We start from the raw sequence: 25,110 nt of genomic DNA, 5'->3' as shown, positions 1-25,110 counted from the left end.
AGTCACCAGAGTGTAACGTGGTCGTGACATCACGGCGCAGCCTGGGTCCACGTCATCCACGCGTGGCGTGGATCTACTTGCTGATGCGGTCCAGCCAGCAGGCCAGGCCCTGCGCGTTGAGTTCGATGTCCATCGCCAGCACCGCAGTCACCGCCGCATCGTCCAGCGCACAGCCATGCAGCTGTGCACGTTCCAGGTACAGCGCCTGCAGTGCGGCCAGCAGGCAGCGGTGGCGGTCCGGTCGGCCATCGCACTGGCGGCCGATGGCGGCCATCGCATCGATCTGCTCGAACAGGTCGTCGGCCAGTTTCTCCACCTGTTCCACACGACCGTAGTGGGTCAGGTACATCGCCTGCGGCGCGTAATCGAGCATGCGCCGGATCGAGGCCTTCATCGCCTCCGGATCGAACTGCACCGGCGATGAAGTGGGGAAGATGAAAGCACCCTGCGCACTATCCAGCTCGCGGTAGGAGATACCGAACGTATCGCCGGTGAACCAGCTGCGGCTGCGCGCATCCCACACGCAGTAGTGGTGCAGCGCGTGGCCCGGGGTATGCAGCAGCACCAGCTCGCGGCCGGCCAGATCGATGCGGTGGCCGTCTTCGGCCACCACCACACGGTGCTCCGGAATCGCCTCGATGCGGCCATAGCTGCGCGCGATCTCTTCGGCGCCATATACCGCCGTGGCACCCGCAATCAGGCGCGTCGGATCGATCATGTGCGGCGCACCGCGCGGGTGCAGCACCGCCTTCGCATTCGGCAACTGCTGCATCAGCAGGCCTGCACCGCCTGCATGATCCAGATGCACGTGGGTGAGCAGCAGCCAGTCCACCGCCTCCACGCCCAGGCCGGCCTCTGCCAGCGCCTGCAGCATCGCCGGCACCGACAGGCCGGTGCCGCAGTCGACGAACGCAGCACGGCCGTTTTCAACGATCAGGTACGCCGCGTCGAAATCCGGGCGCTGGAAACCGGTATCGATGGTGTGGATGCTGGGGTCGGCGGTCATCGGCACGCACCTGGCAGGATCGGGAACAGACCCCCATGGTAGGCGCGCAGGCGGCCCGGGTTCGATGCGGCTTTGGTCGGGTAGTGCCGGCCGCTGGCCGGCAACCTCGGGATAGCCAGGAGAATGCATGTGCCGGCCAGCGGCCGGCACTACCGATCAGCCGGAGCGCAATGCGAACCGCGGCCGCAGCAACAGGGCCAACACCAGCACCGCCAGGAACGCGCCGTAGGCGTACAGCACCGCCAGCACCTGCGGCCAGATCGGGCCGGCGCCCGGCTGCACCACGCCGATGCGGTAGCCCCGCAGCATCGACACGATGCTCAGCGCGAATGCGAGCACCAGGGTGGTGCTGTCGAACAGGCGCCGCCGCGCGGTACGCGGCTGGCGCGGGAACAGCCAGTACAGGCTCCCCAGCAGCAGGAACCAGGGCAGGAACAGCAGCAGCGACAACCAGGCCATTTCAGACTCCATGTCATCGCGCCGGAGGCGCGCAGACATCATGCCATGACCTTCGTTCGCGGGTAGTGCCGGCCGCTGGCCGGCATCCGCCCTTCAACGGCGCCGACCAAGGTCGGCATCTACCGATCAGTCGGCTCGCAGCACGGCCAGGGCAGACAGCACCGCATCCACCTCGGCTTCCAGCTTGAACAGCTCGCTCTGCAGCTGGTCGCCCTGCTCGGCCTGCTTGATCACCGCGATCAGCTGGCCCGCATCGCGCGGCGAATCGAAGCCTTCGCTCTGGATCAGCAGCGTGCCGTCACCAGCGGTCAGCTTGAAGTAGAAGCGGCCATCCTTTTCGCGGTACTGCTTGAACAGCGGCGGTGCCACGCGGGCCACGCCGGCATCCTCGCTGGCGATATCACCCGCGCTGGACAGATCACGCAGGCCCACGGCATGGCGCAGCTCGTCCAGCAGCGGTGCCGCCAGCTGCTCTCGCAGCTGCTGGCCACGGCGCTTGAGCAGCGCTTCGATCTTCTCCGGCTCGGCCATCAGCGCGTTGTAGCGCTCGCGCAGCGGCGACAGCTCGCAGTCGATGCGCTCGAACAGCTGCTGCTTGGCATCTCTCCAGCTGATACCGGCAGCGAACGCCTTGGCGAATTCCGCGGTCTGTTCCGGGGTGGCGAACGCCTGGTACATCTGGAACAGCGCCGAGCCCTCGGTGTCCTTCGGCTCGCCGGGTGCGCGCGAGTCGGTCAGGATCGAGAACACCAGCTTCTTCAGCTCCTCGCGCGGCACGAACAGCGGAATGGTGTTGTGGTAGCTCTTGCTCATCTTGCGGCCATCCAGGCCCGCCAGCGTCGCCACCTGCTCGTCGATCACCACGTCCGGCAGCGGGAAGTACTCCTTGCCGTACACGTGGTTGAAGCGCTGGGCGAAATCACGCGCCATCTCGATGTGCTGGATCTGGTCACGGCCCACCGGTACCTGGTTGGCCTTGAAGATCAGGATGTCGGCGGCCATCAGCACCGGGTACATGAACAGGCCGGCGCTGACGCCTGCATCCTCGTCCACGCCTTCCTCGCGGTTCTTGTCCACGGCCGCCTTGTAGGCATGCGCGCGGTTGAGGATGCCCTTGCTGGCGATGGCGGTCAGGAACCACATCAGCTCGGTGGTCTCGCGGATGTCGCTCTGGCGGTAGAACCACACGTGTTCCGGGTCCAGCCCGCAGGCCAGCCAGCTGGCCGCGATCTCCAGGGTCGCGCGCTGGGTGCGCTGCGGGTCCTGGGACTTGATCAGGCTGTGCAGGTCGGCCAGGAAGAAGAAGCTCTCGATCCCCGGCGCGCGGCTGGCCGCGATGGCCGGACGGATGGCGCCAACGTAGTTGCCCAGGTGGGGCGTGCCGGAGGGGGTGATGCCGGTAAGGACTCGGGTCGTCATGACTGCGTGGGGTAACCTTCGATGAACGGGGCCAGTTTACCTTGCACGCCACCAACCCCGTCAGGGCCTGCGGCGCGTTCATTCACGCAACCCCGCTGGAGACGCCCGATGAAACGCCTGCTGCCCCTGCTGCTGATCCTGCCCCTGGCCGGCTTCCGCCCGGCCCCGATGCCGCCGCCGGTGTACGACGGCGGCCCCGTGCGCATGGCCCTGGTCGACCGCGACCGCGGCACCGAACTGCGCAGCTACCCCGCCGAGGGCCAGCGCTGGGTGGCCGGCGAGCGCGGCCACCGCTACGCCGTGCGCCTGTACAACGACAGCCCGCGCCGGGTGCTGGTGGTGCTGTCGGTAGACGGCATCAACGCCATCTCCGGCGAAGATGCCGATCCTTCGCAGACCGGCTACGTGCTCAACCCCGGCCAGCGCGCCGACATCACCGGCTGGCGCAAGAGCCAGGACGAAGTGGCGCAGTTCGTGTTCAGCAGCCCCAGCGGCAGCTATGCCAGCCGCACCGGCCGCCCGGACAACATCGGCGTGGTGGGCGTGGCCGTGTTCGAGGAAGCGCGCCGCTGGCGTCCGGAGCCGATTCTGCGCCGGGGCCTGCCGCTGCCAGCCCCGGCGGCGGAAGCGTCGTCCGATGCCAGCGCCAGTACCAGCCGCATCGAGGGCTACGCCAACAAGTCGCAGGCGCCAGCGCTGGGCACCGGCCACGGTGCACGCGAGCAGTCTTCGGTGCGCGATACCGATTTCGAACGCGCCAGCCGCAGCCCCGCACAGGTACTGCAGCTGCGTTACGACAGCGCCCGCAACCTGCGCGCACGCGGCATCCTGGTGGATTCGCCGTCGCGACTGCCGCGCGAGCCGCAGGCGTTCCCGAACCGCTACGTGCCGGACCCGCCGGCGCGCTGATCGTCCCGCCCAGACAACACAACGCCCGCAACCTCTCGGTGCGGGCGTTGTGCCGTGGGGGAAACCGAAGTGCTTACTTGTAGTCCGGGTAGTCCTTGCTCACGGCGTCCTGGAACTCACGCACTTCCTTCTCCGCGCGGTCCTTGGCCCAGCCATAACGTTCCTGCAGGCGACCGGCCAGATACTCGGCATTGCCTTCGGCCACATCGAAGTCGTCGTTGGTCAGATCGCCCCACTTGGCCTGGGCCTTGCCCTTCAGCTGCGACCACTTGCCGGAAATGATGTCTTTGTTCATTGCTGGAAATCCTTGGCTGCAACGGCGTTCTTACCGTGGCTCAAGCTTCGCGCAGCGGCTGTTGAGTGCCGGTCAACCAGCAATGAAATAGATGCTCACCTGCTTGAATGGTTCACTCCGCTTCGACAGCACGCAGCGAAAAGCACGCGCAAAAAAAGGCCGGGGAAATCCCCGGCCTTTTCTCTTTCCGTTCCGTGCAGGGCTCAACGGCCCTTCGCGGTGTCCTCGACCTTCTCGCCCGCCTTCTGCACGTCCTTGCCGGCACCGGCAATGGTGTTGCAGCCGGCCAGCAGGGCCACCGAGAACATCGACAACAGCATCAGGGCAACTACGCGCTTCATGGGCTTCTCCTTGGGTTTGCCGCCACACCGCTTCATTCGCGGATGGGATTCTTTCGCTCGGCGGGAGGGCACCAATGCCCACTGCCGCCGCGTGAAGTGCAATCTGGCGGCAGGGGCGTGGAGCGGGCGTGAACGGATCGACGATCCGTTCAGGCCGGGTGCTCAGTCGCGCATCAGGGTGGACTTGCCGAACAGGCTTTCGACCAGGTCCACGGCCAGTTCGGCGGTGGCATTCTGCTTGTCCAGCAAGGGGTTGAGCTCGACGATGTCCAACGACCCCATGCGCCCGGTGTCGGCGATCATCTCCATCACCAGCTGCGCCTCGCGGTAGTTCACCCCGCCCGGCACAGTGGTGCCCACGCCCGGCGCGATGCTCGGGTCCAGGAAGTCCACATCGAAGCTGACATGCAGGTGGGTGTTCTCGTCGATGCCGGCCAGTGCGGCTTCCACCGCGCGCTTCATGCCGTTCTCGTCGATGTAGCGCATGTCATAGACATCCACCTTGTGGGTCTTGATCAGGCGCTTCTCGTCCGGGTCCACCGAACGGATGCCGATCTGGTGCATCTGCGCCGGGGTGATCGCCGGCACGGTGCCACCGAGGCGGGTCAGCGCGTCCGGGCCGAGGCCGCACAGGCAGGCCACCGGCATGCCATGGATGTTGCCCGACGGGGTCACGTCGCTGGTGTTGAAATCCGAATGGGCATCCAGCCACAGCACGCGCAGGGTCTTGCCCTGTTCGCGGCACCAGCGCGCCACCGCAGTGATCGAACCAATGCCCAGGCAGTGGTCGCCGCCGAGCATGATCGGCATGCGGCCGGCCTGCAGTTCGGCGTAGCTGGCTTCCATCAGCGCATGGTTCCACGCCACCACTTCATCCAGGTGGCGGTAGCCTTCCACCGGCGCGGTCCACGGGTTGCGCGGGCCATCCAGGTTGCCCAGGTCGCGCACGTCCACGCCGCGCGCCTCCAGCGCCTCCGGCAGGCCCGCCACGCGCAGCGCTTCCGGGCCAAGCCGGGCACCACGATGGCCCGCACCCACGTCGGTGGGAACGCCAATCAGGGATACGGAGATGGGATGGGCCATGGGTGCCTCCTGCGGTGGGGAAAAAGAAGCACAGTCTAGCCAGAGCTGTGTGACACCACTCGCGGCGGTGCAGCAGGACATTGGCATGGCATGATGCCGCGCGGACCCAGCCGCCCCTCATGGAAGATTGCGATGTCGCCCTTCATCAATACCGCGTGGCCACGCTTTTTCACCGTGGCGCTGCCCATCGCCGTTTTCGCAGTTTTTTTGAGCAACTCGATCGATGCGTCGCCGAATGGCTGGCTGATGCAGGCGACGCTGCTGGTGGTGCCGTTCTCCATCCTGGTGTTCCTTGGGCTTGGCTGGCAGCGTCTGCGCAAGGCACACGCCGAATATCCGATCCTGAAAAGCGAGCCGCAGCGGATGCTGGCAGCGTTGATCGGCAACGTGAAGGTGGCGGCGCTGTGGTTTGGCCTGACCTTGGTCGGAACGTTCGCCCTGATGCTGACGTGGGTATTGCTGCGGAAGACGTGTGGCTGACGCGCGGCGGGTCGCGCTCAGAGAATCGCCGACGACCACGCTTCGGTGCGGAACAGGCGCTTCTTCAGCACGTCGATCCGCCATTGCCCTGCCACGCGCTTGAGCACGAACAGGCGTTCGTAACGTAGAGCGCGGGATTTCTGTGCATGGTCACGTACCAGCACTTCGGCCTTGGAGGCCGTCGGCTGACCGACGGCGGCCAGCAGATCCTCCGGCACGTGCACCGGCGGATTGCCCACCGACATGCCCGTGGAATACACCCGCTTCCGGTCGGTACACCAGGCCGCAAGGATGTTCGCGCGCTCCTGTTGGAATGATGGACTACCGAGCAGGTCTCCACCGGCCTTGGCATCACGGTAACCACGCGTTTCCCACGCATGGCAGGCCAGCATATAGCCACGCACCACGGCTGCCGGTTCCCCTTCTGCGGCCGGTTCAGGCCACGCAAGCGGCGACGCCTCCTCCAACACCGGTGGCATCTGTGCGCCCGCTGCCTGCAGGCACTGCACCACAGCCGCATGCCCGCGCGCTTCGGCCAGCGACAGCGCATTGCGTCCTTCGAAATCCACGCGTGCGACATCAGCACCGCCAGCCAGCAGCAGCTCGACCATCGGCAGATGACCGCCCTGCGCCGCCACCATCAGCGGTGTGCGATGCAGTTCCGGCGAGGCCACGTCCAGCGAGGCGCCGCGTGCGATCAGCAGGCGTCCGATGTCTGCGTCGTTGCGCTCGGCCGCCCATCCCAGTGCGGTAAAGCCCACCGCCGTGCAGGCATGCTGGATGTTGGCACCGCGGTCCAGCAGCCGCGCCACCGCGTCAGCCTTTCCGGCGATCACCGCCGACAACAACGGCGTGCGACCGGTGCCCTTGTGCTGCCACTCGATGTCCGCGCCGGCATCCAGCAGTGCGTCGATGCGGTCGAGATCCTGCTTCTCAGCTGCTTTGGCCAGAAGATGGGACATGGAGGTGCCACCAGACGGGTGTATGGGGGGCCACCATACGGCCGCAGGCGCGACGAACTCAACCGCCGCGGCGGCGAACCGGCGTCAAGCTCTGCACCTGGCCGTTGTTGCGCATCATGCACAGGAAGCGGCCATCGGGATAATCGATGATCAGTTCCTGGTAATCGCTGCCCACCGGTAGCTGGGTCACCAGCGTGCCCTGCGCACCCTTGCGCATGTTGCAGGAACCCAGCCCGGTATCGCCCGCCGGCGCGCTGTTGGCCGCCTTGGACACATTGCGGAACACCGCGCGGCACCCGCCATTGACCCACACCGAATGCCGCGACAGGCCCCAGTTCTGGCCTTGTTCGCAACGGGTGTGGCTGAGCTGGCGCACGATTTCCACGTTGCCACGGGTATCCATGTCGCACGACACCTGGCGCTGGTCGGTGGACTCGCAGGTGACTTCGCGCGGTAGTGCCGTGTCGTTGTCGTCATCGTGGCGACGGTGGTCGCGATGTTCAGACGATGCGGGCGTTCCGCTGACAATGACCTGGCAGATGCCATTGGCGCCGCCTCGGCCGGTGTAGCTGATCTGCGGCGTGCCGTCCTCGTTGCTGCTGATCGACAGCGTGATGCCACTGTTGGCATCGCGTGCTTCGAAGTAGCGGTCGTTGAAGCGCTTCAGCGTGGCCTCGCGGCCCTGCACGTAGACCGGCCCGCCATCGTCGGCGTGCACATCGATGCCGCCCGGGCAGCTGGCGTTGAAGAACGGCACGGCGGCCATGGCCGGGGTAACGAAAGCGGTGGACAACAGTGCGACGGTAAGCGGCAGGGCATGGCGACGCATGTGCGGATCCCGAAGGGGCCCAGGATGGGCGTGTGGCGGCAGTATGCGGTGCAGCGCTGCGGGCTGTCCGTGAGGATTATCAAGATCCGCGTGGCGCGCGCGGGGATTCATGTCTGATAGGGTGTTCTTGGAGCTTTGCCGGGACGGTTAAGCCAGCTTTACTTCCTGGGCCATGAAGGGTTGTGCGACAGCAAGACGCACCAGGATTCGTCGTTGGCTGCAGCTCGGCGCGATATGTCGCTTCTGGCATTGCAATGCCAGAAACGGGCCAAACGCGATAATTCATTTTTCCTTTCAGATCACCCGATGCCATCGAAACAAACGACTGGCAGGCGGTGATTTCACGTGCGCATGATGAATCGCCACCTGCAAAGGTGGTCGGGTCTTCCAAGCCCGCGTAATCGATGCTGTATACGCTTGCCAGCCGGCGCCGTCTTCCCAAGAGCGGCGCCGGCTGGCAATCCGTTCGCCGATCGACGGCGGGCGGTGCGTGGGGGCCCCGTGCCCGCCGGCTCATCGATTCCCGGTCTTGGAAGCCACGCATCGCCCGCCACCCTATCGTGGCGGCACCTCTGTTCCTGACGAGGATGCCCGCATGTCCAACGCCCATCACCCGTACCTGACCGCAACCCTGGGCGAGGCCGCCCTGCGCCTGCCGCCGGAACTGGCGCAGCCGTTGGAAGCGGCCTTCGCCGCTGCGAACGAGGCACCCGCGCCAATCAACCTGCCCAGCTGCCTGCAACGCATCCGCGCCGGTGATGCCGCCGACGGACAGCCGTGGACGGGGCCCGCCAGCACACCCGGCCAGGCCGTGGCCGCCGCACGCCGGGACCGCGCTGCGGTTGGCCTGGTGTCGCTGCTGGAGCTGTATCACGCCGCTGAGCGCGTGCGCGTGGATGGGGAAGAGAAAGACGATATCGGCGATGGTGCGCGCGAGGGGCTGATATTGGCCTGCCGTGGTTTGGCGGAGTATGTGGCGTTGCAGGTGGGTGGGAGGTAGCTGGCGAGAGCTTCTGCACAAACGCCCGGATTCTACTTCGCTGTGGAATGCTTCCTTGCACTCGCACACGCGCCTCATTTCCGAGAGTGATACTCGACGACACCGACGGATACTCAATTCCAAGACCGAAGTCACATCTACCTCTGTCGATCTCATTTCAACTGCTCCGCGTGGTTTCGAAACCACGGTGGACCACGCATCCTTCTAGACCAAGGAGAGATCTAGCATGAGAATGAATTCCAAGAGCATACTGGCCGCCTCCACTATCGCATTGGGAAGCGCACTTCTGTTCACAGGTTGCACCCTGAAGAGTGTTCGAGCTTATGGCGAGTGCAGTGGAAAACAAGCAGGTGGCGGAGAGTGCAAGGCGGGTATGGAAGTTATCTGGGAAGGGGACGGTGGTGGGAAGAGGAGCATCTACAACTCCCTGCTCTCGTCTCTCAGCGTACTCCCAGATGCCGCGACGTTTGAGCTGGATACATCCGGATCAACCATACCGTATCCTGCCACGGGCAATGCGATACTCCGGGTAAAGAACGTCGCTACCGGCGCAATCAGCGCGTCCCAAACGTTTTCATGGGTCAGGACAGGCACCGTGATCCGAGTTGCGGATCCTAACGCGGTGAATGCCTGGATATACGCAAATGTGGGTAATGGCGATGCCTTGAGCTACGACCTGCTCCCCTTCCATTCGGCATACGGAAATGGCCCGCAGGTTATCGCTGGGCAAGCCAAACAGGAAGGCATTACCAAGGCGAGCTACTACCTGGAGTTCGAAGGACGGGATTGCGTCAACCACCCGTCGCCGCACTTGTGCATGGAGATGTAGTAAACAACAGGAGGTGCGGGTGCACCTTGAGCACCCGCACCTTTGGGAGAAGCGATGAAAGGAGTCGTACTCGCCGCATTCGCCGCCTCCATCCTGGCAGGCTGCGCCACAACGATTGGATTTCCACAAGGCATCCCTCCGGATGGCTATACCGAGCTGGTGTCCACGCCTCTCGGGCCATTCCGCTACTTCCGGTCTCTCTCCATTGTTCCAGGGCACAAGGACCTGCCCGCTCTGGAATCGTTTCACTGCACCAACACCCAGCACGGAATCCTGCTCTTGATGGCTGCAGGATCACAGATTGACGTTGCCGATACCTGTACGCGCATTGATGCAGCAGCGAAATTCTCCGAATCATGGATAGAAGCAAAGGCGAACAGATACCGGATTCTTCTCGTGCCAACGGATACCGCCGCGACGATACAGTCGCGTGCTTTGGGATCGTTCTCGGGTGGGAAGACATTGGCACTTGCGGCTTCGATACATGACGACCGCGGACGGACAGTTGCAAACCTTGTCGATCTGGTCGCACACGAGACATTCCATGCGCTGGGTCATGCCACAAGGCACCCTCAGGCGCTTGATGAACGCGTCGCCTACTACGCCGGGCTCTGCGCACAGCTTCAGGTAAATGGCGTTGTTCGAGAGGATTCGCTGCCTGGAGCCGCCATCGGCACGGACGACGCTGCAGTGCAGCTGTCTTCGCAAGCAGCCTATCGTGTCCGTCTCGAGACCTATCCCCTTCTCGTCGATGGCCGCATTCGAATGAATGAACAGTCTGGCGAACGTATGCTCCAGCGTTGCAACCAACTCAGAAGGGGTCTTACGAGGTCGCGTTGAACACGCCTGCAGACCCGCATTCTTTCCGGAACGGCAACGCACAAAAAAACCCGCTATTTCAGCGGGTTGATTGTTCCCCGTAGACATGTGCGGATGCCAAGGGATCGAAGATGGTGCCGCTTATCCGAATCGAACGGATGACCTACTGTTTACAAGACAGTTGCTCTACCAACTGAGCTAAAGCGGCATGGGTGGTGCACCGGCGGCAGCGCCGCGGTCCGGGGATTCTAGCGCAACCGCGTGCATTCCAGCGACCGGCTCTGTGCCGCCCCGCTGCGCTGCTGGGCCTGGGCCGGCTGCGTGCCCGCCGCCAGCTGCCCTTCCAGCCACCACTGGCCGGCGTCACCGCTGGCGACCAGGCGCGGCTGGAAGCCTGCGGCCTGCACCGCCGCCATGCGCCGCTCGGCGCCTTCGCGGTTGCGGTACTGGCCCAGCGCCACGGCATTGATGTCCTCGCCCTGGCTGATGATGTAGTAGTCGCTCAGGCCGGCGGCGACGATGCGCTTCACGGTGGCCTGCGCTTCGTCGCGGTTGGCGGCGGCCGGCAGCATCACCCGGTAACGGGCACTGCCACTGGCAGCGGGCTGTTCGCGCAGGCGCACCTGGCTGATCAGCGTGCCGGCCTTGCCCTGCGCGCTGCTCGCAGCGGCGCGGTCGGCGAACGGGCCCAGTGCGACGCAGCGCGGCGGCTCAGCGGCCGCGGGCGGGGTTGCGGGTTTTTCCGGTGACGGTACGGGTGCAGGCGGCGCTACCGGCTTGGCGGCAGCAGCAACCGCCGCAGCGTCAGCCGTCGGCGGCTTGGGAATGTCCGGCTTGGCCGGCAAGGCCGGCGCGGGCGCCACAGCCACAGCCGTCTTCGCCGCCGGTTCGCGCTCCACCAGCGGTGCGGTCGGGGCAGCGGCAGTCGCTTCGGCTGCGGCATTGGCATCCACACCACCGGGCACCCAGCGCAGCTCGGCCACACCGGCCGGTTGCGGCGGCGGCGCGGGCGGTTGCGGTGCATCGCGCAGCAGCCACCAGCAGGCGACGCCAAGATTGAGGATGGCCAGTACGACGATCAGGGCACGGGTCAGCATGCGCGGATACTAGCCTGCGGGCTGGTGCACCGCCCAGCGGGCGAGGCCATCCAGCACCAGCGATGGGTGGTAGTCGGCGCCGGGCAGCAGCGGCATCAGCGCCGGTGCGCCGCCACCATGCACCAGCAGCGACGGTGCCACGCCCAGCAGCGTGTGCGCCTGCTGTGCGCTGCGTTCGATCAGCGCCACGGCCGCGCCGTCGCAGCCAGAGGCCAGCGCGTCGGCGGTGTCGTTGGCGAACTCGCTGTAGTCGCCGCCGGTCGCCGGCAGCTGCACGGCACGCGCGTGCAGTGCTTCGCGCATGGTGGTGGGCGATGCGGAAATGCGGCCACCGTGGTGCTGGCCATCGGCGTCGAGCAGGTCAATGGTCAGTGCGGTGCCCACGCCGACCACCAGCACCGGGCGCTGCGCCTTGGCCGCAGCCAGCAGGGCCAGGAAGCGGTCGACGCCGAACTTTTCCGGCTTGGCATAGGCAATGCGCACGCCCGCGCATTCGGCGCTGGTGCGCACCACGTGCACGTGTTCGAAGCGGCGCTGCAGCTGGTCCAGCATGGCGCTGGTCAGCGACGGTGCGGCCACGCTGGCCACGAACGCGGTGGTGCCGCTGGGCAGGCTGTGCGGCGGCTGCCCGGCCATGCCTTCGGCGCCATGCGCCCAGGCCTGCACATCACCGGCTCGGTCACCCTGCAAAGGCGCGAACTTGAAGCGCGAGTTGCCCAGGTCGAACAACCAATCGCTCATGCCGCCCTCACGCTGACTTCGCCGGCGTGCAGCAGGCGTTCCTGGCCATCGATGCGCACGCGCAGCGCGCCGTCGTCAGCCAGGCCAAGTGCGGTGCCGTGCTGCCACTGCCCGTCCAGTTCCACGCGCACTTCGCGGCCGGCCAGCATGTCGAACGCGGCGTAGCGCGGCAGGAACGGGGCCAGTCCTTCGCGATCGAATTCTTCCAGCGCCGGCAGCAGGCGTGCCAGCACCGCGGCGACAACCACGTTGCGGTCCACCGGCTTGCCAGCCAGCGTATCCAGGTCTACCCACGGCTGGGTGATCTGCTCGGCGAACGACGGCGGCATGTGCGTGTTGATGCCGATGCCGATCACCGCGCGCGCCGGGCCGGCGTACTCGCCACCGCCTTCTGCGAGCAGGCCGACCAGCTTGCGCTTGCCATCGACGATCAGGTCGTTCGGCCACTTCAGCTGCGCCTGGGTGTAGCCCAGGTCGTGCAGCGCTTCGGCCACGGCGATGCCCGCCACCAGGCTCAGTCCGGCCAGGCGGCCAAGGCCACCGGAATACAGGCGCAGCACCGACAGGTAGATGTGCGCGGCCAGCGGCGAGGCCCAGGCACGCCCACGACGGCCACGGCCACCGGTCTGGCGTTCGGCCAGCAGGACGCTGACCCCGCGCTGGGGCGCGCTGCAACGCAGCAATTCGGCGTTGGTCGAGTCCACCGTCCAGGCCACCTGCAGGTCGTGCAGCAGCGGCATAACCTCTGCAGGCAGGCCTGCGCGGATCGCATCCGGGTCCAGCAGGTCGACCGGGCGGGTCAGGCCATAGCCTTCGCCAGCGCGGCCCTCGACGTCCACACCGGCGGCCCTAAGTCCTTGAATACGCTTCCAAATGGCCGCCCGGGTCTGGCCCAGCTCACGGGCCAGGGCGTCGCCGGACAGGCGACCGGCAGCGAGTTTGGCCAGCAATTGGCGATCGTCCACGGCAGCTTCCACGAAGTCAGGAAGGAATTATGCGGGAAAGCCGCCAGCGACGCCCGCCACGCTGGGTTTCGCGGGGGCTTCCAACGGGGCGCCGGGTTCGGGCTAGAATCGGGAACTCACCCTCCCTTAACGTGGATGTCGTCAATGCGCCGTTACGCCCATTGCCTGATCCTGCTGACGATGCCCTTCGCGGCGTCTGCGACGGCAGCGCTGGACGACAGCCGTGGGGCGTGCGTGTCCTCCAATGGCGATGCCGCCTCACAGCGCGCGCCCACCGCCAGCGCATCGGCCGCCAGCACCAAGGCGGCACCGGTACGCCCGGCGGCCAGCACCACCACCGGTGGCGGTGGCAGCGACGACGACATGCTGCCGCGCATCCGCGCGCCGAAGTGGCACAGCTACCTGCCGGGAATGTTCCGCTGATCAAGTCGTTGCTGCAGTGGCTGCGGCCTGCGCCGCGGCCGATCGACGATGCACTTTGGGATGACGCCTGCCGCCGCGCGGCCTGGCTGCACGGACTGGACGACGAACGCCGCGCACGCCTGCGTGTGCTGACCACGCGCTTCCTGCATGAGAAGACCATTACCCCGATTGGTGACCTGCAATTGCAGGCCGGCGATGGTGTGCTGCTGGCCGCGCTGTGCTGCCTGCCGCTGCTGGAGTTCGGCGAGGTAGGACTGGAGGGCTGGTCGCAGCTGATCGTCTACCCGGATGCGTTCCGCGTGCACCGTAGCCACATGGATGCGGCCGGCGTGCTGCACGAGTGGGATGACGAACTGATTGGCGAATCGTGGGACAGCGGTCCGTTGATCCTGTCCTGGGCCGATGTGCAGGCCGACCTGGCGGCGCCGCACGAGGGCTACTGCGTGGCGGTGCACGAGATGGTGCACAAGCTGGATGCACTGGATGGTGCGATGGACGGCACGCCGCCGCTGCCGCGCGCATGGCAGCGCGAGTGGGCGGCCACGTTCCAGCAGGCTTACGATGCCTTCTGCGCGCAGGTGGATGCCGGCGAGGAGACGTTGATCGACCCGTATGCGGCCGAAGCGCCGGAAGAGTTCTTCGCGGTGACCAGCGAGTACCACTTCTCCGCGCCGGATCTGCTGCAGCAGGCGTTGCCGGAGGTGGCCGCGCAGCTGCGGCGGTTCTATGGCGAGCCGCCGGCGATCGAAACACGGTAGTGCCGGCCGCTGGCCGGCACCTTGGCAATGCCACCGAAGATCATGAGGTTGCCGGCCAGCGGCCGGCACTACCGGAACACCCGCGCTGTTGCGCCAGGCGATGCCCCGCGGACGGGAACGCGCAACTGCGGCGGTTCTATGGCGAGCCGCCGACGATCGAAACACGGTAGTGCCGGCCGCTGGCCGGCACCTTGGCAATGCCACCGAAGATCATGAGGTTGCCGGCCAGCGGCCGGCACTACCGGAACACCCGCGCTGTTGCGCCAGGCGATGCCCCGCGGACGGGAACGCGCAGCTGCGGCGGTTCTATGGCGAGCCGCCGACGATCGAAACACGGTAGTGCCGGCCGCTGACCGGCACCTTGGCAATGCCACCGAAGATCATGGGGTTGCCGGCCAGCGGCCGGCACTGCCGGAACACCCGCGCTGTTGCGCCAGGCGATGCCCGGCGGGCGGGAACGCGCGGATTACGGCCCCGGCGGCAGGCGCACTTCGAAACGGGCGCCGCCCAGTTCCTCGGAGCGGCCTACAGCCAGTTCACCGCGATAATCCTTGATCAGGTCCTGCACGATCGACAGGCCGATACCGTGGCCCTGCACGCGCTCGTCGCCACGCACGCCACGCTGCAGCACCTTGCCGATGTCGTCCGGGGCGATGCCGGGGCCATCGTCGTCCACCGCCAGCAGCAGGCCGGCGCGGCGCGCGTTCGGTGCCGGCAGCGGCTGCGCGGTCAGCAGCACGCGGCGGTTGGCCCACTTGAAGGCATTCTCCAGCAGGTTGCCCAGCAGTTCCTGCAGGTCACCCGGTTCGCCGTGGAAGCGCGCGGCCGGGTCAATATCGAATTCGCACAGCACGCCCTTGGAGGCGTAGACCTTCTCCAGGCCACGCACGATTTCCTCGGCGTTGGATTCGATCGGCAGCGGCGCGGAGAACAGCTTGTGGCCCGACGACGCAGCACGTGCCAGCTGGTAGGAGACCAGGTTGTTCATGCGCTGCAGCTGCACGTCCAGCTCCTCGCGCAGCGCACCATCGCCCGCGCCGCTGTCCATCTGCGTGCGCAGCACCGCAATGGGCGTCTTCAGGCTGTGCGCCAGGTCGGCCAGGGTATTGCGCTGACGCTCGAGGTTCTCGCGCTCGCTTTCAATGAAGGCGTTGATGCTGTCGGTCAGCGGTTCCAGCTCGCGCGGGTGGCGCTCGCTCATGCGCGCGGTCTCGCCACGCTGCACTTTGGTCAGCTCGGTGATCACGCGGCGCAGCGGGCGCAGGCTCCACTGCAGGATGACGGTCTGCAGCAGCAGCAGGATCAAGCCGATGCCACCCAGGTAGAACCACACCCGGCCACGGAACACCCGCAGCTGCGCACCCAGCGCGCGCGAGTCTTCCATCACGTAGATGGTGTACGGGAATTCGGTGGCGGGATCGGCGTCGGCGTCCCACACCAGGCCCAGGCCATAGCGGTACACCGAGCCTTGGCTGCCGTCGATCTGGATCATCGGCAGCGGGCCTTCGAACACTTCCTGGCGCGGCGCCAGCAGGCCACCGCCGACGGTGGGCAGCATCGGGCCTTCGGCGGACATCGAATTGCCCTTGCCGTGCGGCATCACCACCTGCAGGTACAGGCCGCTGCCCGGCACATCGAAGCGCGAATCCGGTGGCTGCTCGCGGATGTACAGCGAGCGGTCGCGGGTGAAGTCGATGCCGGCCGCATAGGCGGTGGCGTAGTTCTTCAGGCGCTCACGCAGGTTCGCCTTCGCCGTATCGGCGAAGGCGGCGTCGAGCGCGTAACCGGCCAGCGCCAGGAACGCGACCAGGCCCACGGACGCGGCGAGCATCTGGCGCGCCTGCAGTGAGCGCGGCCGCCAGCGTCGGAAGAACCACAGACGGCCGGACATCATGGTATCGCCAGGGTGAGCCGGCTCAGCCCTCGTTGCGCGGAATCGCGAAACGGTAGCCGCGACCGCGCACGGTCTCGATCGGCTTCAGCTCGCCATCCGGGTCCAGCTTCTTGCGCAGGCGTCCGATGAAGACCTCCAGCACGTTCGAGTCGCGGTCGAAGTCCTGCTGGTAGATGTGCTCGGTGAGATCGGCCTTCGAGACCAGTTCACCGGCATGCATCATCAGGTACTCCAGCACCTTGTACTCGTAGCTGGTGAGGTCGACATTGCTGCCGGCCACGCTGACGGTCTGGGCAGCCAGGTCCAGGGCAACCGGGCCGCATTCCAGGGTCGGCTTGCTCCAGCCAGCGGCGCGGCGCAGCAGCGCGTTGACGCGGGCCAGCAGTTCTTCGACGTGGAACGGCTTGACCAGGTAATCGTCGGCGCCCTGCTTCAGGCCCTCGACCTTGTCCTGCCAGCTCGAACGCGCGGTCAGGATCAGGACCGGGAACTTCTTGCCTTCGTCACGCAGGGCCTTGATCAGCTCCATGCCCGACATCTTGGGCAGGCCGAGGTCGATGATGCCGACATCGAACGGAACTTCGCGCCCCATGTAGAGGCCTTCCTCGCCGTCCTGCGCAGCATCGACGGCAAAGCCTTCGCGCTTGAGCCGGGCTGCCAGGGTCTCACGCAGCGGGGCTTCGTCTTCGACCAGAAGGATACGCATGAACTCTCCCTAGTGTCCTGGGTGTGGCCCGGAGGCCTGTGGGGTACGGGTTGATAGCGACAACTATCCCTGTTCAGGGGTTATCGCCGCGTAGTGATGACATATCCGACCGCGGCGTGCGCGGCTGTGAACGCGACGGCGCGGGGTCGTCCATGTAGCGGACCCGGCCCCGATCGTCCATGTACTTCACCCGGTTGATATCACGACCATCGAACGGCACGCGCTCGGCGCCGAGGATGTGGCCGCCGGTGGTGCGCTGCACGCGGCGCACGGCATCGGACAGCGAACGCTCGTCGCCACGGTTGCCGCGCTCGCCCCGCTCCATCATCTCCGCCCGCCCCTGGTCGCCGCGCGGCGGCTGTTGCGCCAGCGCCGAAGACAGCGGCACAGCCGACAGGACCACGCAGGTGGCCAGGGCAATGCGGCGGTGGAAGGGAGCGGAAGACATCGATGCGATCCTAGCCGAGCACGGCGATTCGTTCAAAAGTCGTAAATCCGGCGCCGGGTTCGAAACCCAGCGTTTTACAAATCTTTTGCAAATTCTTGGTTTACAGCGGTGAATCCGGTCTGAACTTTTCCGGCCCTGTGCCCGAGTCGTTCAGCTAAGTGAACATTCGGGACGAATCGCCGTCCCTTGTCAAGTCAGGAATGTGACTGCGGTCACGCTGCGGCGCGATCAGCTTCGCGGTCGGTGACCGCCAAGGCCTGTTCGATCAGGCTCCAGCCGGCGCCGGGGCGGTGTGCGCCCTCGCTCAGCACCTGGCGGAATGCGCGCCCACCGGGTTGGCCGTGGAACAGGCCGAGCAGGTGGCGGGTGATGTGCTTCAGCGCCAGGCCTTCGCCCAGCCGCGCCTCGATGTAGGGGCGCATCGCGCGCAGCAGGTCGCCACGGGACTGCAGCGGGGCGCCGGTGTGCAGCGCCTCCAGCTGATGCAGCAGGTAGGGGTCGTGGTAGGCCGCGCGGCCCAGCATCACGCCATCGACGTGCGCGGCCTGCGCCTGCACCGCCTCGATGCTGGCCAGGCCGCCGTTGATCACCACCGGCAGTGCCGAGCGCTCCCGCTTCAGGCGGTAGGCCCAGTCGTATTTGAGCGGGGGAACCTCGCGGTTCTCCTTCGGCGACAGGCCCTTCAGCCACGCGTTGCGCGCGTGCACCACCACCATCGCCGCACCGGCGGCGACCTGACGGTCGACGAAGGCGGCGAACACGTCGTAGTCGTTGTCCTCGTCCACGCCCAAGCGGCACTTCACCGTCACCGGGATATCAACCGCATCGACCATGGCCGCAACGCACTCGGCCACCAGCGCCGGCTCGCGCATCAGGCACGCGCCGAAGCGGCCGGCCTGCACGCGATCAGACGGGCAGCCGCAGTTGAGGTTGACCTCGTCATAGCCCCACTCGGCGGCAATACGCGCGGCCTGCGCCAGCAGCGCCGGATCACTGCCGCCCAGCTGTAGCGCCAGCGGCTGTTCGCTGCGGTCGAAGCCGAGCAGGCGCTCGCGGTCGCCGTGGATGACCGCGTTGGCGTGCACCATCTCCGTGTACAGGCGTACGCCCGGTGCCAGCACGCGGTGGAAAACGCGGCAATGGCGATCGGTCCAGTCCATCATCGGGGCGACGGACAGGCGCAGGGAATCGGCGTAACGGGCGGTGGCGGACGTCATCGGGGCATTGATCGTGGAGACTGGCATTGCCAGTGAGATCAATAGTTTACACCGGGCGGCTGAATGCGCCCGGTCAGCCGCGCGGCGAGCGCCGGTTGGGCCCGGCTCCGGCTGGCGGCCGGGGCGGGCTGGGCGGTGGCGGCGGACGCTTCCTGCCCTCGGGGAGCTTGGGGTTCGCGTTCTCCATGGATACGACCAACTGGTCCAGTGGTGGGTTGGAACCCTTCCTCAACTTAGCCATTGTCTGTCTCCTGGAGAATCTCGACCCACTGCACATCCACTGCGTGAATCAGTATGCCATCGAGCTGCGGAAGCTCGACCACGGCGGGGCTGGCCACGGGATCCGCTGCTGGATCGGCACCTTCATCGGGTGGATCCGCATCCACCAGCCAGGCCGGCATCTGCATGTAGAACTGTCCCGCAGCGGGGCTGATCGGCCACTCCTTGGGGTAGCCGGTCAATCGACGGCCATCCTTCAATTGCAGCACCACGAAGGCAGGACGCGTACCCAGCACGCAGTACCACTCGCTCGGGTGGGATGTCCTCGTGGTGAAGCCTGCGCGGCGGAGAACCCTGTGGAGGGAATCCTTGTTCGCAGCGAGGGCCAATCCTGCCCCCAGCAGTGCGGCGAGGACAAAACCCCATAGCAGGCTGCTGGTCTCGGTCCAGGTCCCCAGCACAAAGCAGCGACCCGCCAGCAGGAGCATCAGTTCGGTGAACTTGACCAGCACCTGGACCGCGAAGGTGAACACCAACGCTTCCACGGTCCGTTCGAACTGCGGCGGCTTGGGATGGGATGTCAGCCCATAGAACACCCATGCAGACAGGAAACCCGGCAGCAGAAAGGTCAGCAGCGTGGTGGCGTTGTTGAAGAGCGAATCCATTCCGGCAGAAGTACTCCGTCGTGAGGATCACAACGGAGCACGATCACAGCGATTCTTCCACCTTGGGTGGGGTTCACAGGCTGAAGATGCAGCAACCGCAACAGCGGCCATGGCGTTGCAGTTGCTCCACGAGAGCCGATAGCGTCAATGCGCGCTGCCAGCAGCGCCTTTGCCACCCACCTGCTCAATGAGGGTCTGGCTGGCCGCATTGAGCCCCACCACCGTCACCTCCGCACCATGCGTGGCCAACTTTTCCTGCGCCCGCTCCAGCGCGGCCACGGCAGTCAGGTCCCACAGGTGCGCATCGCGCAGATCAATCTGCACCTTCGGCGCCACGTGCTGGTAATCGAACGCTGCACCCAGCTGCCCTGCCGAGGCGAAGAACACCTGCCCGCGCACGCGATAGACCTGCGTGTCATCGGCATCGTCGCGCTGCACGTCCAGCATGCGGCCAACCTTGCGCGCGAAGAACAGGGCCGACAGCAGCACACCGCTGAGCACGCCCTTGGCCAGATCATGGGTGGCCACGGTGACCACCACGGTCAGCAGCATCACCGCAGAGGAACTGCGCGGATGCGTGCGCAGGTCGCGCAGCGAGCGCCAGCTGAAGGTGCCGATGCTGACCATGATCATCACCGCCACCAGCGCCGCCATCGGGATCTGCCGTACCAGATCGCTGCCGTACACCACCAGTATCAGCAGGAACACGCCGGCCACCAGGCAGGACAGGCGGCCGCGCCCACCGGAGGTCACGTTGATCACCGACTGGCCGATCATCGCGCAGCCGGCCATGCCGCCGAGGAAGCCGGTGACCGTATTCGCCACGCCCTGGCCAACACATTCGCGGTTGCGCTCGCTCGGCGTTTCGGTGATGTCCTCAACGATCTGCAGGGTCATCATCGATTCGAGCAGGCCGACCACGGCCAGCGTGGCCGACACCGGCAGCAGAATGCGCAGCGTCTCCCAGGTGAGCGGCACATCGGGCAGCAGGAAATGCGGCAGGCTGTCGGGCAGCTGGCCCATGTCACCGACGCTGCGTACGTCCACGCCGAAGCCGATCACCACGGCGGTCAGCACCACAATGGCCACCAGAGGCGACGGCACCGCGCGGGTAATGCGTGGCAGCAGGTAGATGATCGCCAGCGCGGCGGCGCACAGCACATAGACCGTAGGCCCGCGACCGATCAGCTCGGGCATCTGTGCCAGGAAGATCAGGATCGCCAGCGCGTTGACGAAGCCGGTGATGACCGAGCGCGAGACGAAGCGCATCAACGAGCCCAGCTTGAACACGCCGGCCAGCACCTGCAGCAGGCCGGCCAGGATGCTGGCGGCGAACAGGTACTGCAGGCCGTGGTCCTTGACCAGGTCGACCATCACCAGCGCCATTGCACCGGTGGCGGCGGAGATCATGCCAGGGCGGCCGCCAGCAATAGCGGTGATGACGGCAATCGAGAACGCGGCGTACAGGCCAACCTTGGGGTCGACGCCGGCAATGAGCGAGAACGCGATGGCCTCGGGAATCAGGGCCAGGGCGACGACGATGCCGGACAGCAGGTCGCCACGGATGTTGCCGAGCCATTGCTGGCGCAGGGGGTAGGACGTTTGCATGGGAAAGCTCCGCGCACAGGCGGGCGTGGCCGCATGGCGCTGCAGTGGAAAGACACGGGTTCCTGAGCCGGGCAGGCCGGCTGCCGATGTGCGGCAAGGGTCAGGGTGGCGTGATCACTGCAGGCGGGCGTCGGTACGTGGGAGGCGCGCAGTCTACGGGAAGCGGCCCTACGGGGGTAGCGCGGTTGGCCGGCGAAGGCAGCGAAAGGCAGCGAAAGGCAGCGAAAGGCAGCGGAGCCTGGCTCCGCTCTACAATTGAACCATGGCCGCCAACCGCCCGCAGTTCTTCGACCCCGCCACCGAACAGGGCGTGCTGCGCCTGTCGATCGCCGCCTCTCTGCTGCTGGCCGCGGCGGCGGTGGTGTTCGGCCTACTGGCCAGTTCTTCGCTGATCATCTTCGACGGCATCTACGGCCTGATCGACGTGGTGATGACCTGGCTGTCACTGCTGGTGGCGCGCCTGATCGCGCTGTCCACGCAGACCGATGCGCTGCAATCGCGGCTCAACCAGCGCTTCACCATGGGCTTCTGGCACCTGGAGCCGATCGTGCTGGGGGTGAGCGGCACACTGATGATCGGTGCGGCGCTGTATGCGCTGGTCAATGCGGTGGACGCGTTGATGTCCGGGGGCCGCCACATCGCCCTCGGCCCGGCCATTGCCTTCGCCGGGCTGTCGATCGTGGGCGAAGGCGCACTGGCCTGGTTCATCCTGCGCGCCAACCGCCGCATCGGCTCGGAGTTCATCGCATTGGACGCGAAGAACTGGGTGATCGCGGCCAGCATGTCGGCCTGCTACCTGCTGGCTTTCCTCGGCGGCGTACTGGTGCAGGGCACGTCGCTGGCGTGGGTCGGGCCGTACATCGACCCGGCCATCCTCGCCTTCGTCTGCGTGCTGGTGATGATCGCCCCGCTCGGCACAGTGAGGCGGGCGCTGGCCGGCATCCTGCTGGTCACCCCGCCGGAACTGCAGGCCCATGTGGATGCAGTGGCACGCGGGATCGTGGCCAAGCACGGCTTCGTCGAGCACCGCAGCTACGTGGCCCAGGTGGGGCGTGGCGAGCAGATCGAGCTGTTCTTCGTGGTACCGGAAAACGACCCGCCGCGGCCCCTGGTGGAATGGGACCAGCTGCGCGACGAGATCGGCGATGCACTGGGCGAGGCCTCGCCGGACCGCTGGCTGACCATCATGTTCACCACCGACCGCGAATGGACGATCTAGGCTGGCAGGACGATCAATCAAATTTTTCGTACGCATTGCAACCCAACGTACGCGGAAACCGGGCAAAGTAGGCTCCATCGCAACACCCACCCACCGACCAGGAGCATCCCGATGTCCATCGAAAAGGTTCTGTACACCGCCCAGGCCACCTCCACCGGCGGCCGTGAAGGCCGTTCCGTCTCCTCCGACAACGTGCTGGATATCCAGCTGTCGACCCCGCGCGAGCTGGGCGGCGCCGGCGGCCCGGGCACCAACCCGGAACAGCTGTTCGCGGCCGGCTACTCGGCTTGCTTCCTGGGCGCGCTGAAGTTCGTGGCCGGCCAGGCCAAGGTCGCGCTGCCGGCCGACACCACGGTGACCGGCAAGGTCGGTATCGGCCAGATCCCGACCGGTTTCGGCATCGAAGCCGAGCTGACCATCAGCGCTCCTGGCGTGCCGCGCGAGCAGCTGGAAGAACTGGTGCAGAAGGCACACATCGTGTGCCCGTACTCGAATGCCACGCGCGGCAACATCGACGTGACGCTGGTCGTTGCCTGATGGAACCGGGGTCGGGTTCATTTCGCCTTGTGAACGGGATCCGACCCCGATTCAGGTAATCTGACGAAATATGATGGCGATTTGTTTGACATATCCACCAGTGGCGACTAAGCTTCGCCTGCGAAGCTTAGTCGCCACTGGTGGATCAGATCCGACTGAAGGACCCTGTGGCCCGCATTGGCCTCAGTCCTGCACTCCTGAACCAATTCAAGCGCTCAGTTTGACAATGGGTCACTGCGGCCTCAGGCTTCGCCTGCGAAGCCTGAGGCCGCAGTGACCAATGAAAAATGACCTGCGAGATCGAGCAGTAATAGACGCAACGGCGGAGCTGATTGACGTATTTCAGCTCACCCTGCTGACGGCCTCCCAGGAACTGCCGTCTACGCGCTGCATCAGCCACGCTTCGCTCGTACCGATCATCCAGCGGACGCAGAAGGCGCTCACCTCAGGTACGTTCCGCACCTACTCTGCGGTCAGGATCATCGCGGTGTTGGAGAGCGCTGAACTGCTGCGCCGGTTGCCACTGACGTCACCACGGGGCAGGCCCGTGAAAATCTACGTCCTGGGCTTCAATGAAACCTCGCAGCCCTCCGCTCTGGAGGTCATGCAGGCTTACCGTCCCGCCGGGACGCTTTGCTATTTTTCGGCCCTGGAACTGCACGGGTTGACGACCCAACCGACACCTCACTATCACCTGGCGGAATTCAGGCCAGGCATAGCGTCTTCTGCCGTCGAGCCGCCGGCAGAAAGCAGTGACAAACCGCAATCTCTCGGCGTTGAAGTGTTCACGCTTGAGGATGTGAAGTGCTTCCTGACCAGCCGCGACCCGAACAATCTCCAGGGCATACAACGCCGCCAGCTCCACTCGCAGTGCACGGTGCGGGTCACCACACTTGAGCAGACATTGCTCGATTGCCTGCATCGCCCCCGAAGCGCCGGCGGGCCGGCCGTTGTTTTCGAGGCCTGGGCATCCGGCTTGCCCCGATCAAATGCCGCAAAGCTTTGGGCGCTGCTCGACTCGATCCAAAACCCCAACCTGATGCGGCGCGCCGGTTACATGCTGGAGTACCACCAAACCACTTCTGCCTTGCTGGATCAGATCCGCAGCGCACTGAGGGGTTTTCCCACCGACCAACCTCCCGAATCACTGCTTCCAGGCATTCCATACAGCAATACCGCGAACGACTGGCACCTGCGAACACCTTGAGGAAAGTGCATGAATCGGAGTCAACAGGATGCATGGAAGCGCGAAGCCCTCGATATGTGTTTCCAGGCACTGGCCAGCTGCAACGAACTGTCCCGAAAAATCGTCTACAAAGGTGCCCGCATCCTTGCCCTGCGGCTTGGAGGGCAACAAAGAGCGTCTTATGACCTGGATGCCAACATCCTTCTATCGTTCGCGGTCAGAACGCCAGATAGAAACGAGCAGTCAGCAATCCTGCACGACTTGTTCAGCACTGCGATTTCCAACTTCGCTTCGGCACAGGATCCTGTACGTTTCGAACTGGACAGATTGGACATCACGCACAACCCACCCAACCATCCCATGGGCTGGAATGCCTTTGATGTGAAGGTGAGATTGAAAGACTTCAACAACGAAGGCGTTCGTGGGCTTCCGTTCGTTTCATTTGACGTTGCTGCGCCAGAGGCCCTGGGTGACATTGCCGTTGCCCCATTGGAGGTCGATGGGCACACCGTATTCGCCTACACGCTTGAGCGCATCGCTGGCGAAAAGCTCAGGGCATTTCTCAGCTCGCTTCCCGCCTATCGGACCAAAGTCCAGAAGCCAGGTGAAGTCGTCCGCGTCAAGGATATCTATGATGTTTCAAAGATACTGGCAGCGCATCCGCTCGAAGACACTGCGTTCTGGAATGCCGCGGGCGCCGAATTCAAACTTGCCTGCGCGTCCCGCTTCATCGACTGCAGCAACATGGCGACGTTCTCGGAAGCTCTCGCCGTAACCAAGGCCACTTACGAATCTGACCCGACCTTACCCAAGGACATCGACTTCAACACCGCGTGGACGAATCTGCAGGCGATTGTCGCCTATTGGGAATCCTGCCTCATCCTGCCTATTGCCAACCCATTCCCCATCCAGAAGACGTAAAAATGGGCGGATACCGGTCGAAACCGAACATCCGCCCATCCCACCTTCGTTGTCCCGCACGGGGGCATGAGGTTG

General features: G+C 65.6%; 28 protein-coding genes and 1 tRNA gene. 11 read left to right on the top strand and 18 right to left on the bottom strand.

Features of this window, described 5'->3' with window-relative positions:
• Positions 1-73: 73 nt before the first annotated feature.
• From ACSYAO_RS01355 to ACSYAO_RS01345, 3 genes are all read right to left on the bottom strand, one after another.
• Positions 74-1,006: an MBL fold metallo-hydrolase gene (locus tag ACSYAO_RS01355; RefSeq protein WP_049462315.1), complete on the bottom strand. Its 933-nt coding sequence runs from the start codon at positions 1,004-1,006 to the stop codon at positions 74-76.
• Between the two features lie 156 nt (positions 1,007-1,162).
• Positions 1,163-1,465 carry a hypothetical protein gene (locus ACSYAO_RS01350; RefSeq protein WP_049462316.1) on the bottom strand — a complete coding sequence of 101 codons (303 nt, stop codon included), beginning with the start codon at positions 1,463-1,465 and terminating at the stop codon, positions 1,163-1,165.
• Between the two features lie 126 nt (positions 1,466-1,591).
• Complete coding sequence (locus ACSYAO_RS01345; protein WP_049462317.1) at positions 1,592-2,884, bottom strand: tryptophan--tRNA ligase; 1,293 nt, start codon at positions 2,882-2,884, stop codon at positions 1,592-1,594.
• A 108-nt stretch (positions 2,885-2,992) separates the two neighbouring features.
• On the opposite strand from ACSYAO_RS01345, the gene ACSYAO_RS01340 reads away from it, so the two are divergent.
• Positions 2,993-3,793 (top strand): hypothetical protein, encoded by an 801-nt coding sequence (locus tag ACSYAO_RS01340; protein ID WP_049462318.1) that lies wholly within the window; start codon positions 2,993-2,995, stop codon positions 3,791-3,793.
• Positions 3,794-3,866: 73 nt separating this feature from the next.
• Here the strand turns inward: ACSYAO_RS01340 and ACSYAO_RS01335 are convergent, their stop codons facing one another.
• The 3 genes from ACSYAO_RS01335 to rocF form a co-directional block, all read right to left on the bottom strand.
• Entirely contained in the window at positions 3,867-4,088 is a 222-nt protein-coding gene (locus ACSYAO_RS01335) for a CsbD family protein (RefSeq protein WP_004153772.1), read from the bottom strand.
• A gap of 203 nt (positions 4,089-4,291) precedes the next feature.
• Positions 4,292-4,429 carry an entericidin A/B family lipoprotein gene (locus ACSYAO_RS01330; protein WP_008266021.1) on the bottom strand — a complete coding sequence of 46 codons (138 nt, stop codon included), beginning with the start codon at positions 4,427-4,429 and terminating at the stop codon, positions 4,292-4,294.
• 162 nt (positions 4,430-4,591) lie between these two features.
• On the bottom strand, positions 4,592-5,512 hold the full coding sequence (gene rocF / locus ACSYAO_RS01325; RefSeq protein ID WP_049462319.1) for an arginase: 921 nt from the start codon (positions 5,510-5,512) through the stop codon (positions 4,592-4,594).
• Between the two features lie 132 nt (positions 5,513-5,644).
• Between rocF and ACSYAO_RS01320 the strand changes: the two genes are divergently transcribed.
• Complete coding sequence (locus tag ACSYAO_RS01320) at positions 5,645-5,992, top strand: hypothetical protein (protein ID WP_049462320.1); 348 nt, start codon at positions 5,645-5,647, stop codon at positions 5,990-5,992.
• A gap of 17 nt (positions 5,993-6,009) precedes the next feature.
• Here ACSYAO_RS01320 and ACSYAO_RS01315 read toward each other — a convergent pair whose 3' ends face one another.
• The gene (locus ACSYAO_RS01315; RefSeq protein WP_049462321.1) at positions 6,010-6,954 is read right to left on the bottom strand and encodes an ankyrin repeat domain-containing protein; all 945 of its coding nucleotides are present in this window, start codon (positions 6,952-6,954) and stop codon (positions 6,010-6,012) included.
• 58 nt (positions 6,955-7,012) lie between these two features.
• On the bottom strand, positions 7,013-7,783 hold the full coding sequence (locus ACSYAO_RS01310; RefSeq protein ID WP_032128184.1) for a DUF3011 domain-containing protein: 771 nt from the start codon (positions 7,781-7,783) through the stop codon (positions 7,013-7,015).
• A gap of 595 nt (positions 7,784-8,378) precedes the next feature.
• Here ACSYAO_RS01310 and ACSYAO_RS01305 point away from each other — a divergent pair.
• From ACSYAO_RS01305 to ACSYAO_RS01295, 3 genes are all read left to right on the top strand, one after another.
• Positions 8,379-8,783 (top strand): hypothetical protein, encoded by a 405-nt coding sequence (locus ACSYAO_RS01305; RefSeq protein ID WP_049462322.1) that lies wholly within the window; start codon positions 8,379-8,381, stop codon positions 8,781-8,783.
• 226 nt (positions 8,784-9,009) lie between these two features.
• Positions 9,010-9,612 carry a hypothetical protein gene (locus tag ACSYAO_RS01300; protein WP_152911148.1) on the top strand — a complete coding sequence of 201 codons (603 nt, stop codon included), beginning with the start codon at positions 9,010-9,012 and terminating at the stop codon, positions 9,610-9,612.
• 54 nt (positions 9,613-9,666) lie between these two features.
• Positions 9,667-10,452 carry a hypothetical protein gene (locus ACSYAO_RS01295; protein ID WP_152911149.1) on the top strand — a complete coding sequence of 262 codons (786 nt, stop codon included), beginning with the start codon at positions 9,667-9,669 and terminating at the stop codon, positions 10,450-10,452.
• Positions 10,453-10,563: 111 nt separating this feature from the next.
• On the opposite strand, the gene ACSYAO_RS01290 is transcribed toward ACSYAO_RS01295, so the two are convergent.
• From ACSYAO_RS01290 to birA, 4 genes are all read right to left on the bottom strand, one after another.
• Positions 10,564-10,639: transfer RNA gene (locus ACSYAO_RS01290), tRNA-Thr, on the bottom strand.
• A 40-nt stretch (positions 10,640-10,679) separates the two neighbouring features.
• The gene (locus tag ACSYAO_RS01285; protein WP_049462324.1) at positions 10,680-11,528 is read right to left on the bottom strand and encodes an SPOR domain-containing protein; all 849 of its coding nucleotides are present in this window, start codon (positions 11,526-11,528) and stop codon (positions 10,680-10,682) included.
• Between the two features lie 9 nt (positions 11,529-11,537).
• Complete coding sequence (locus ACSYAO_RS01280; protein ID WP_005407698.1) at positions 11,538-12,269, bottom strand: type III pantothenate kinase; 732 nt, start codon at positions 12,267-12,269, stop codon at positions 11,538-11,540.
• Positions 12,266-13,234: a bifunctional biotin--[acetyl-CoA-carboxylase] ligase/biotin operon repressor BirA gene (gene birA / locus ACSYAO_RS01275; RefSeq protein WP_049462325.1), complete on the bottom strand. Its 969-nt coding sequence runs from the start codon at positions 13,232-13,234 to the stop codon at positions 12,266-12,268. Before birA ends, ACSYAO_RS01280 begins: the two co-directional genes overlap by 4 nt.
• Before the next feature lie 144 nt (positions 13,235-13,378).
• On the opposite strand from birA, the gene ACSYAO_RS01270 reads away from it, so the two are divergent.
• Together ACSYAO_RS01270 and ACSYAO_RS01265 are read left to right on the top strand one after the other, a co-directional pair.
• Positions 13,379-13,657, top strand: a complete 279-nt coding sequence (locus tag ACSYAO_RS01270) for a hypothetical protein (protein ID WP_010486993.1) — start codon at positions 13,379-13,381, stop codon at positions 13,655-13,657.
• A complete protein-coding gene (locus tag ACSYAO_RS01265; protein WP_180862756.1) occupies positions 13,624-14,415 on the top strand; it encodes a zinc-dependent peptidase in 792 nt (263 codons plus the stop codon). Before ACSYAO_RS01270 ends, ACSYAO_RS01265 begins: the two co-directional genes overlap by 34 nt.
• Before the next feature lie 466 nt (positions 14,416-14,881).
• Here ACSYAO_RS01265 and ACSYAO_RS01260 read toward each other — a convergent pair whose 3' ends face one another.
• The 6 genes from ACSYAO_RS01260 to ACSYAO_RS01235 all read right to left on the bottom strand — a co-directional run bounded on the left by ACSYAO_RS01260 (position 14,882) and on the right by ACSYAO_RS01235 (position 21,172).
• The gene (locus ACSYAO_RS01260; protein WP_032128221.1) at positions 14,882-16,306 is read right to left on the bottom strand and encodes an ATP-binding protein; all 1,425 of its coding nucleotides are present in this window, start codon (positions 16,304-16,306) and stop codon (positions 14,882-14,884) included.
• A 25-nt stretch (positions 16,307-16,331) separates the two neighbouring features.
• Positions 16,332-17,015 carry a response regulator transcription factor gene (locus ACSYAO_RS01255; protein ID WP_004136763.1) on the bottom strand — a complete coding sequence of 228 codons (684 nt, stop codon included), beginning with the start codon at positions 17,013-17,015 and terminating at the stop codon, positions 16,332-16,334.
• A 73-nt stretch (positions 17,016-17,088) separates the two neighbouring features.
• Complete coding sequence (locus tag ACSYAO_RS01250) at positions 17,089-17,463, bottom strand: hypothetical protein (protein WP_049399851.1); 375 nt, start codon at positions 17,461-17,463, stop codon at positions 17,089-17,091.
• Between the two features lie 212 nt (positions 17,464-17,675).
• The gene (gene dusA / locus ACSYAO_RS01245) at positions 17,676-18,707 is read right to left on the bottom strand and encodes a tRNA dihydrouridine(20/20a) synthase DusA (protein WP_049463049.1); all 1,032 of its coding nucleotides are present in this window, start codon (positions 18,705-18,707) and stop codon (positions 17,676-17,678) included.
• 206 nt (positions 18,708-18,913) lie between these two features.
• On the bottom strand, positions 18,914-19,564 hold the full coding sequence (locus ACSYAO_RS01240; protein WP_049463050.1) for a DUF6338 family protein: 651 nt from the start codon (positions 19,562-19,564) through the stop codon (positions 18,914-18,916).
• 144 nt (positions 19,565-19,708) lie between these two features.
• On the bottom strand, positions 19,709-21,172 hold the full coding sequence (locus tag ACSYAO_RS01235; RefSeq protein WP_049463051.1) for a SulP family inorganic anion transporter: 1,464 nt from the start codon (positions 21,170-21,172) through the stop codon (positions 19,709-19,711).
• A 262-nt stretch (positions 21,173-21,434) separates the two neighbouring features.
• On the opposite strand from ACSYAO_RS01235, the gene ACSYAO_RS01230 reads away from it, so the two are divergent.
• From ACSYAO_RS01230 to ACSYAO_RS01215, 4 genes are all read left to right on the top strand, one after another.
• Positions 21,435-22,391 (top strand): cation diffusion facilitator family transporter, encoded by a 957-nt coding sequence (locus tag ACSYAO_RS01230; RefSeq protein WP_049463052.1) that lies wholly within the window; start codon positions 21,435-21,437, stop codon positions 22,389-22,391.
• Positions 22,392-22,502: 111 nt separating this feature from the next.
• Entirely contained in the window at positions 22,503-22,928 is a 426-nt protein-coding gene (locus ACSYAO_RS01225; RefSeq protein WP_049399846.1) for an organic hydroperoxide resistance protein, read from the top strand.
• Positions 22,929-23,208: 280 nt separating this feature from the next.
• Positions 23,209-24,135 (top strand): type IV toxin-antitoxin system AbiEi family antitoxin domain-containing protein, encoded by a 927-nt coding sequence (locus ACSYAO_RS01220; protein WP_049463053.1) that lies wholly within the window; start codon positions 23,209-23,211, stop codon positions 24,133-24,135.
• 9 nt (positions 24,136-24,144) lie between these two features.
• Entirely contained in the window at positions 24,145-25,035 is an 891-nt protein-coding gene (locus ACSYAO_RS01215; protein ID WP_049399844.1) for a nucleotidyl transferase AbiEii/AbiGii toxin family protein, read from the top strand.
• Positions 25,036-25,110 lie beyond the last annotated feature (75 nt).

This window comes from Stenotrophomonas sp. STK16_22, assembly GCF_051984505.1.
Classification (GTDB): domain Bacteria; phylum Pseudomonadota; class Gammaproteobacteria; order Xanthomonadales; family Xanthomonadaceae; genus Stenotrophomonas; species Stenotrophomonas maltophilia_A.
The sequence above is the reverse complement of the archived record's forward strand: the minus strand, read 5'-3'. Positions and strand labels throughout refer to the sequence as shown.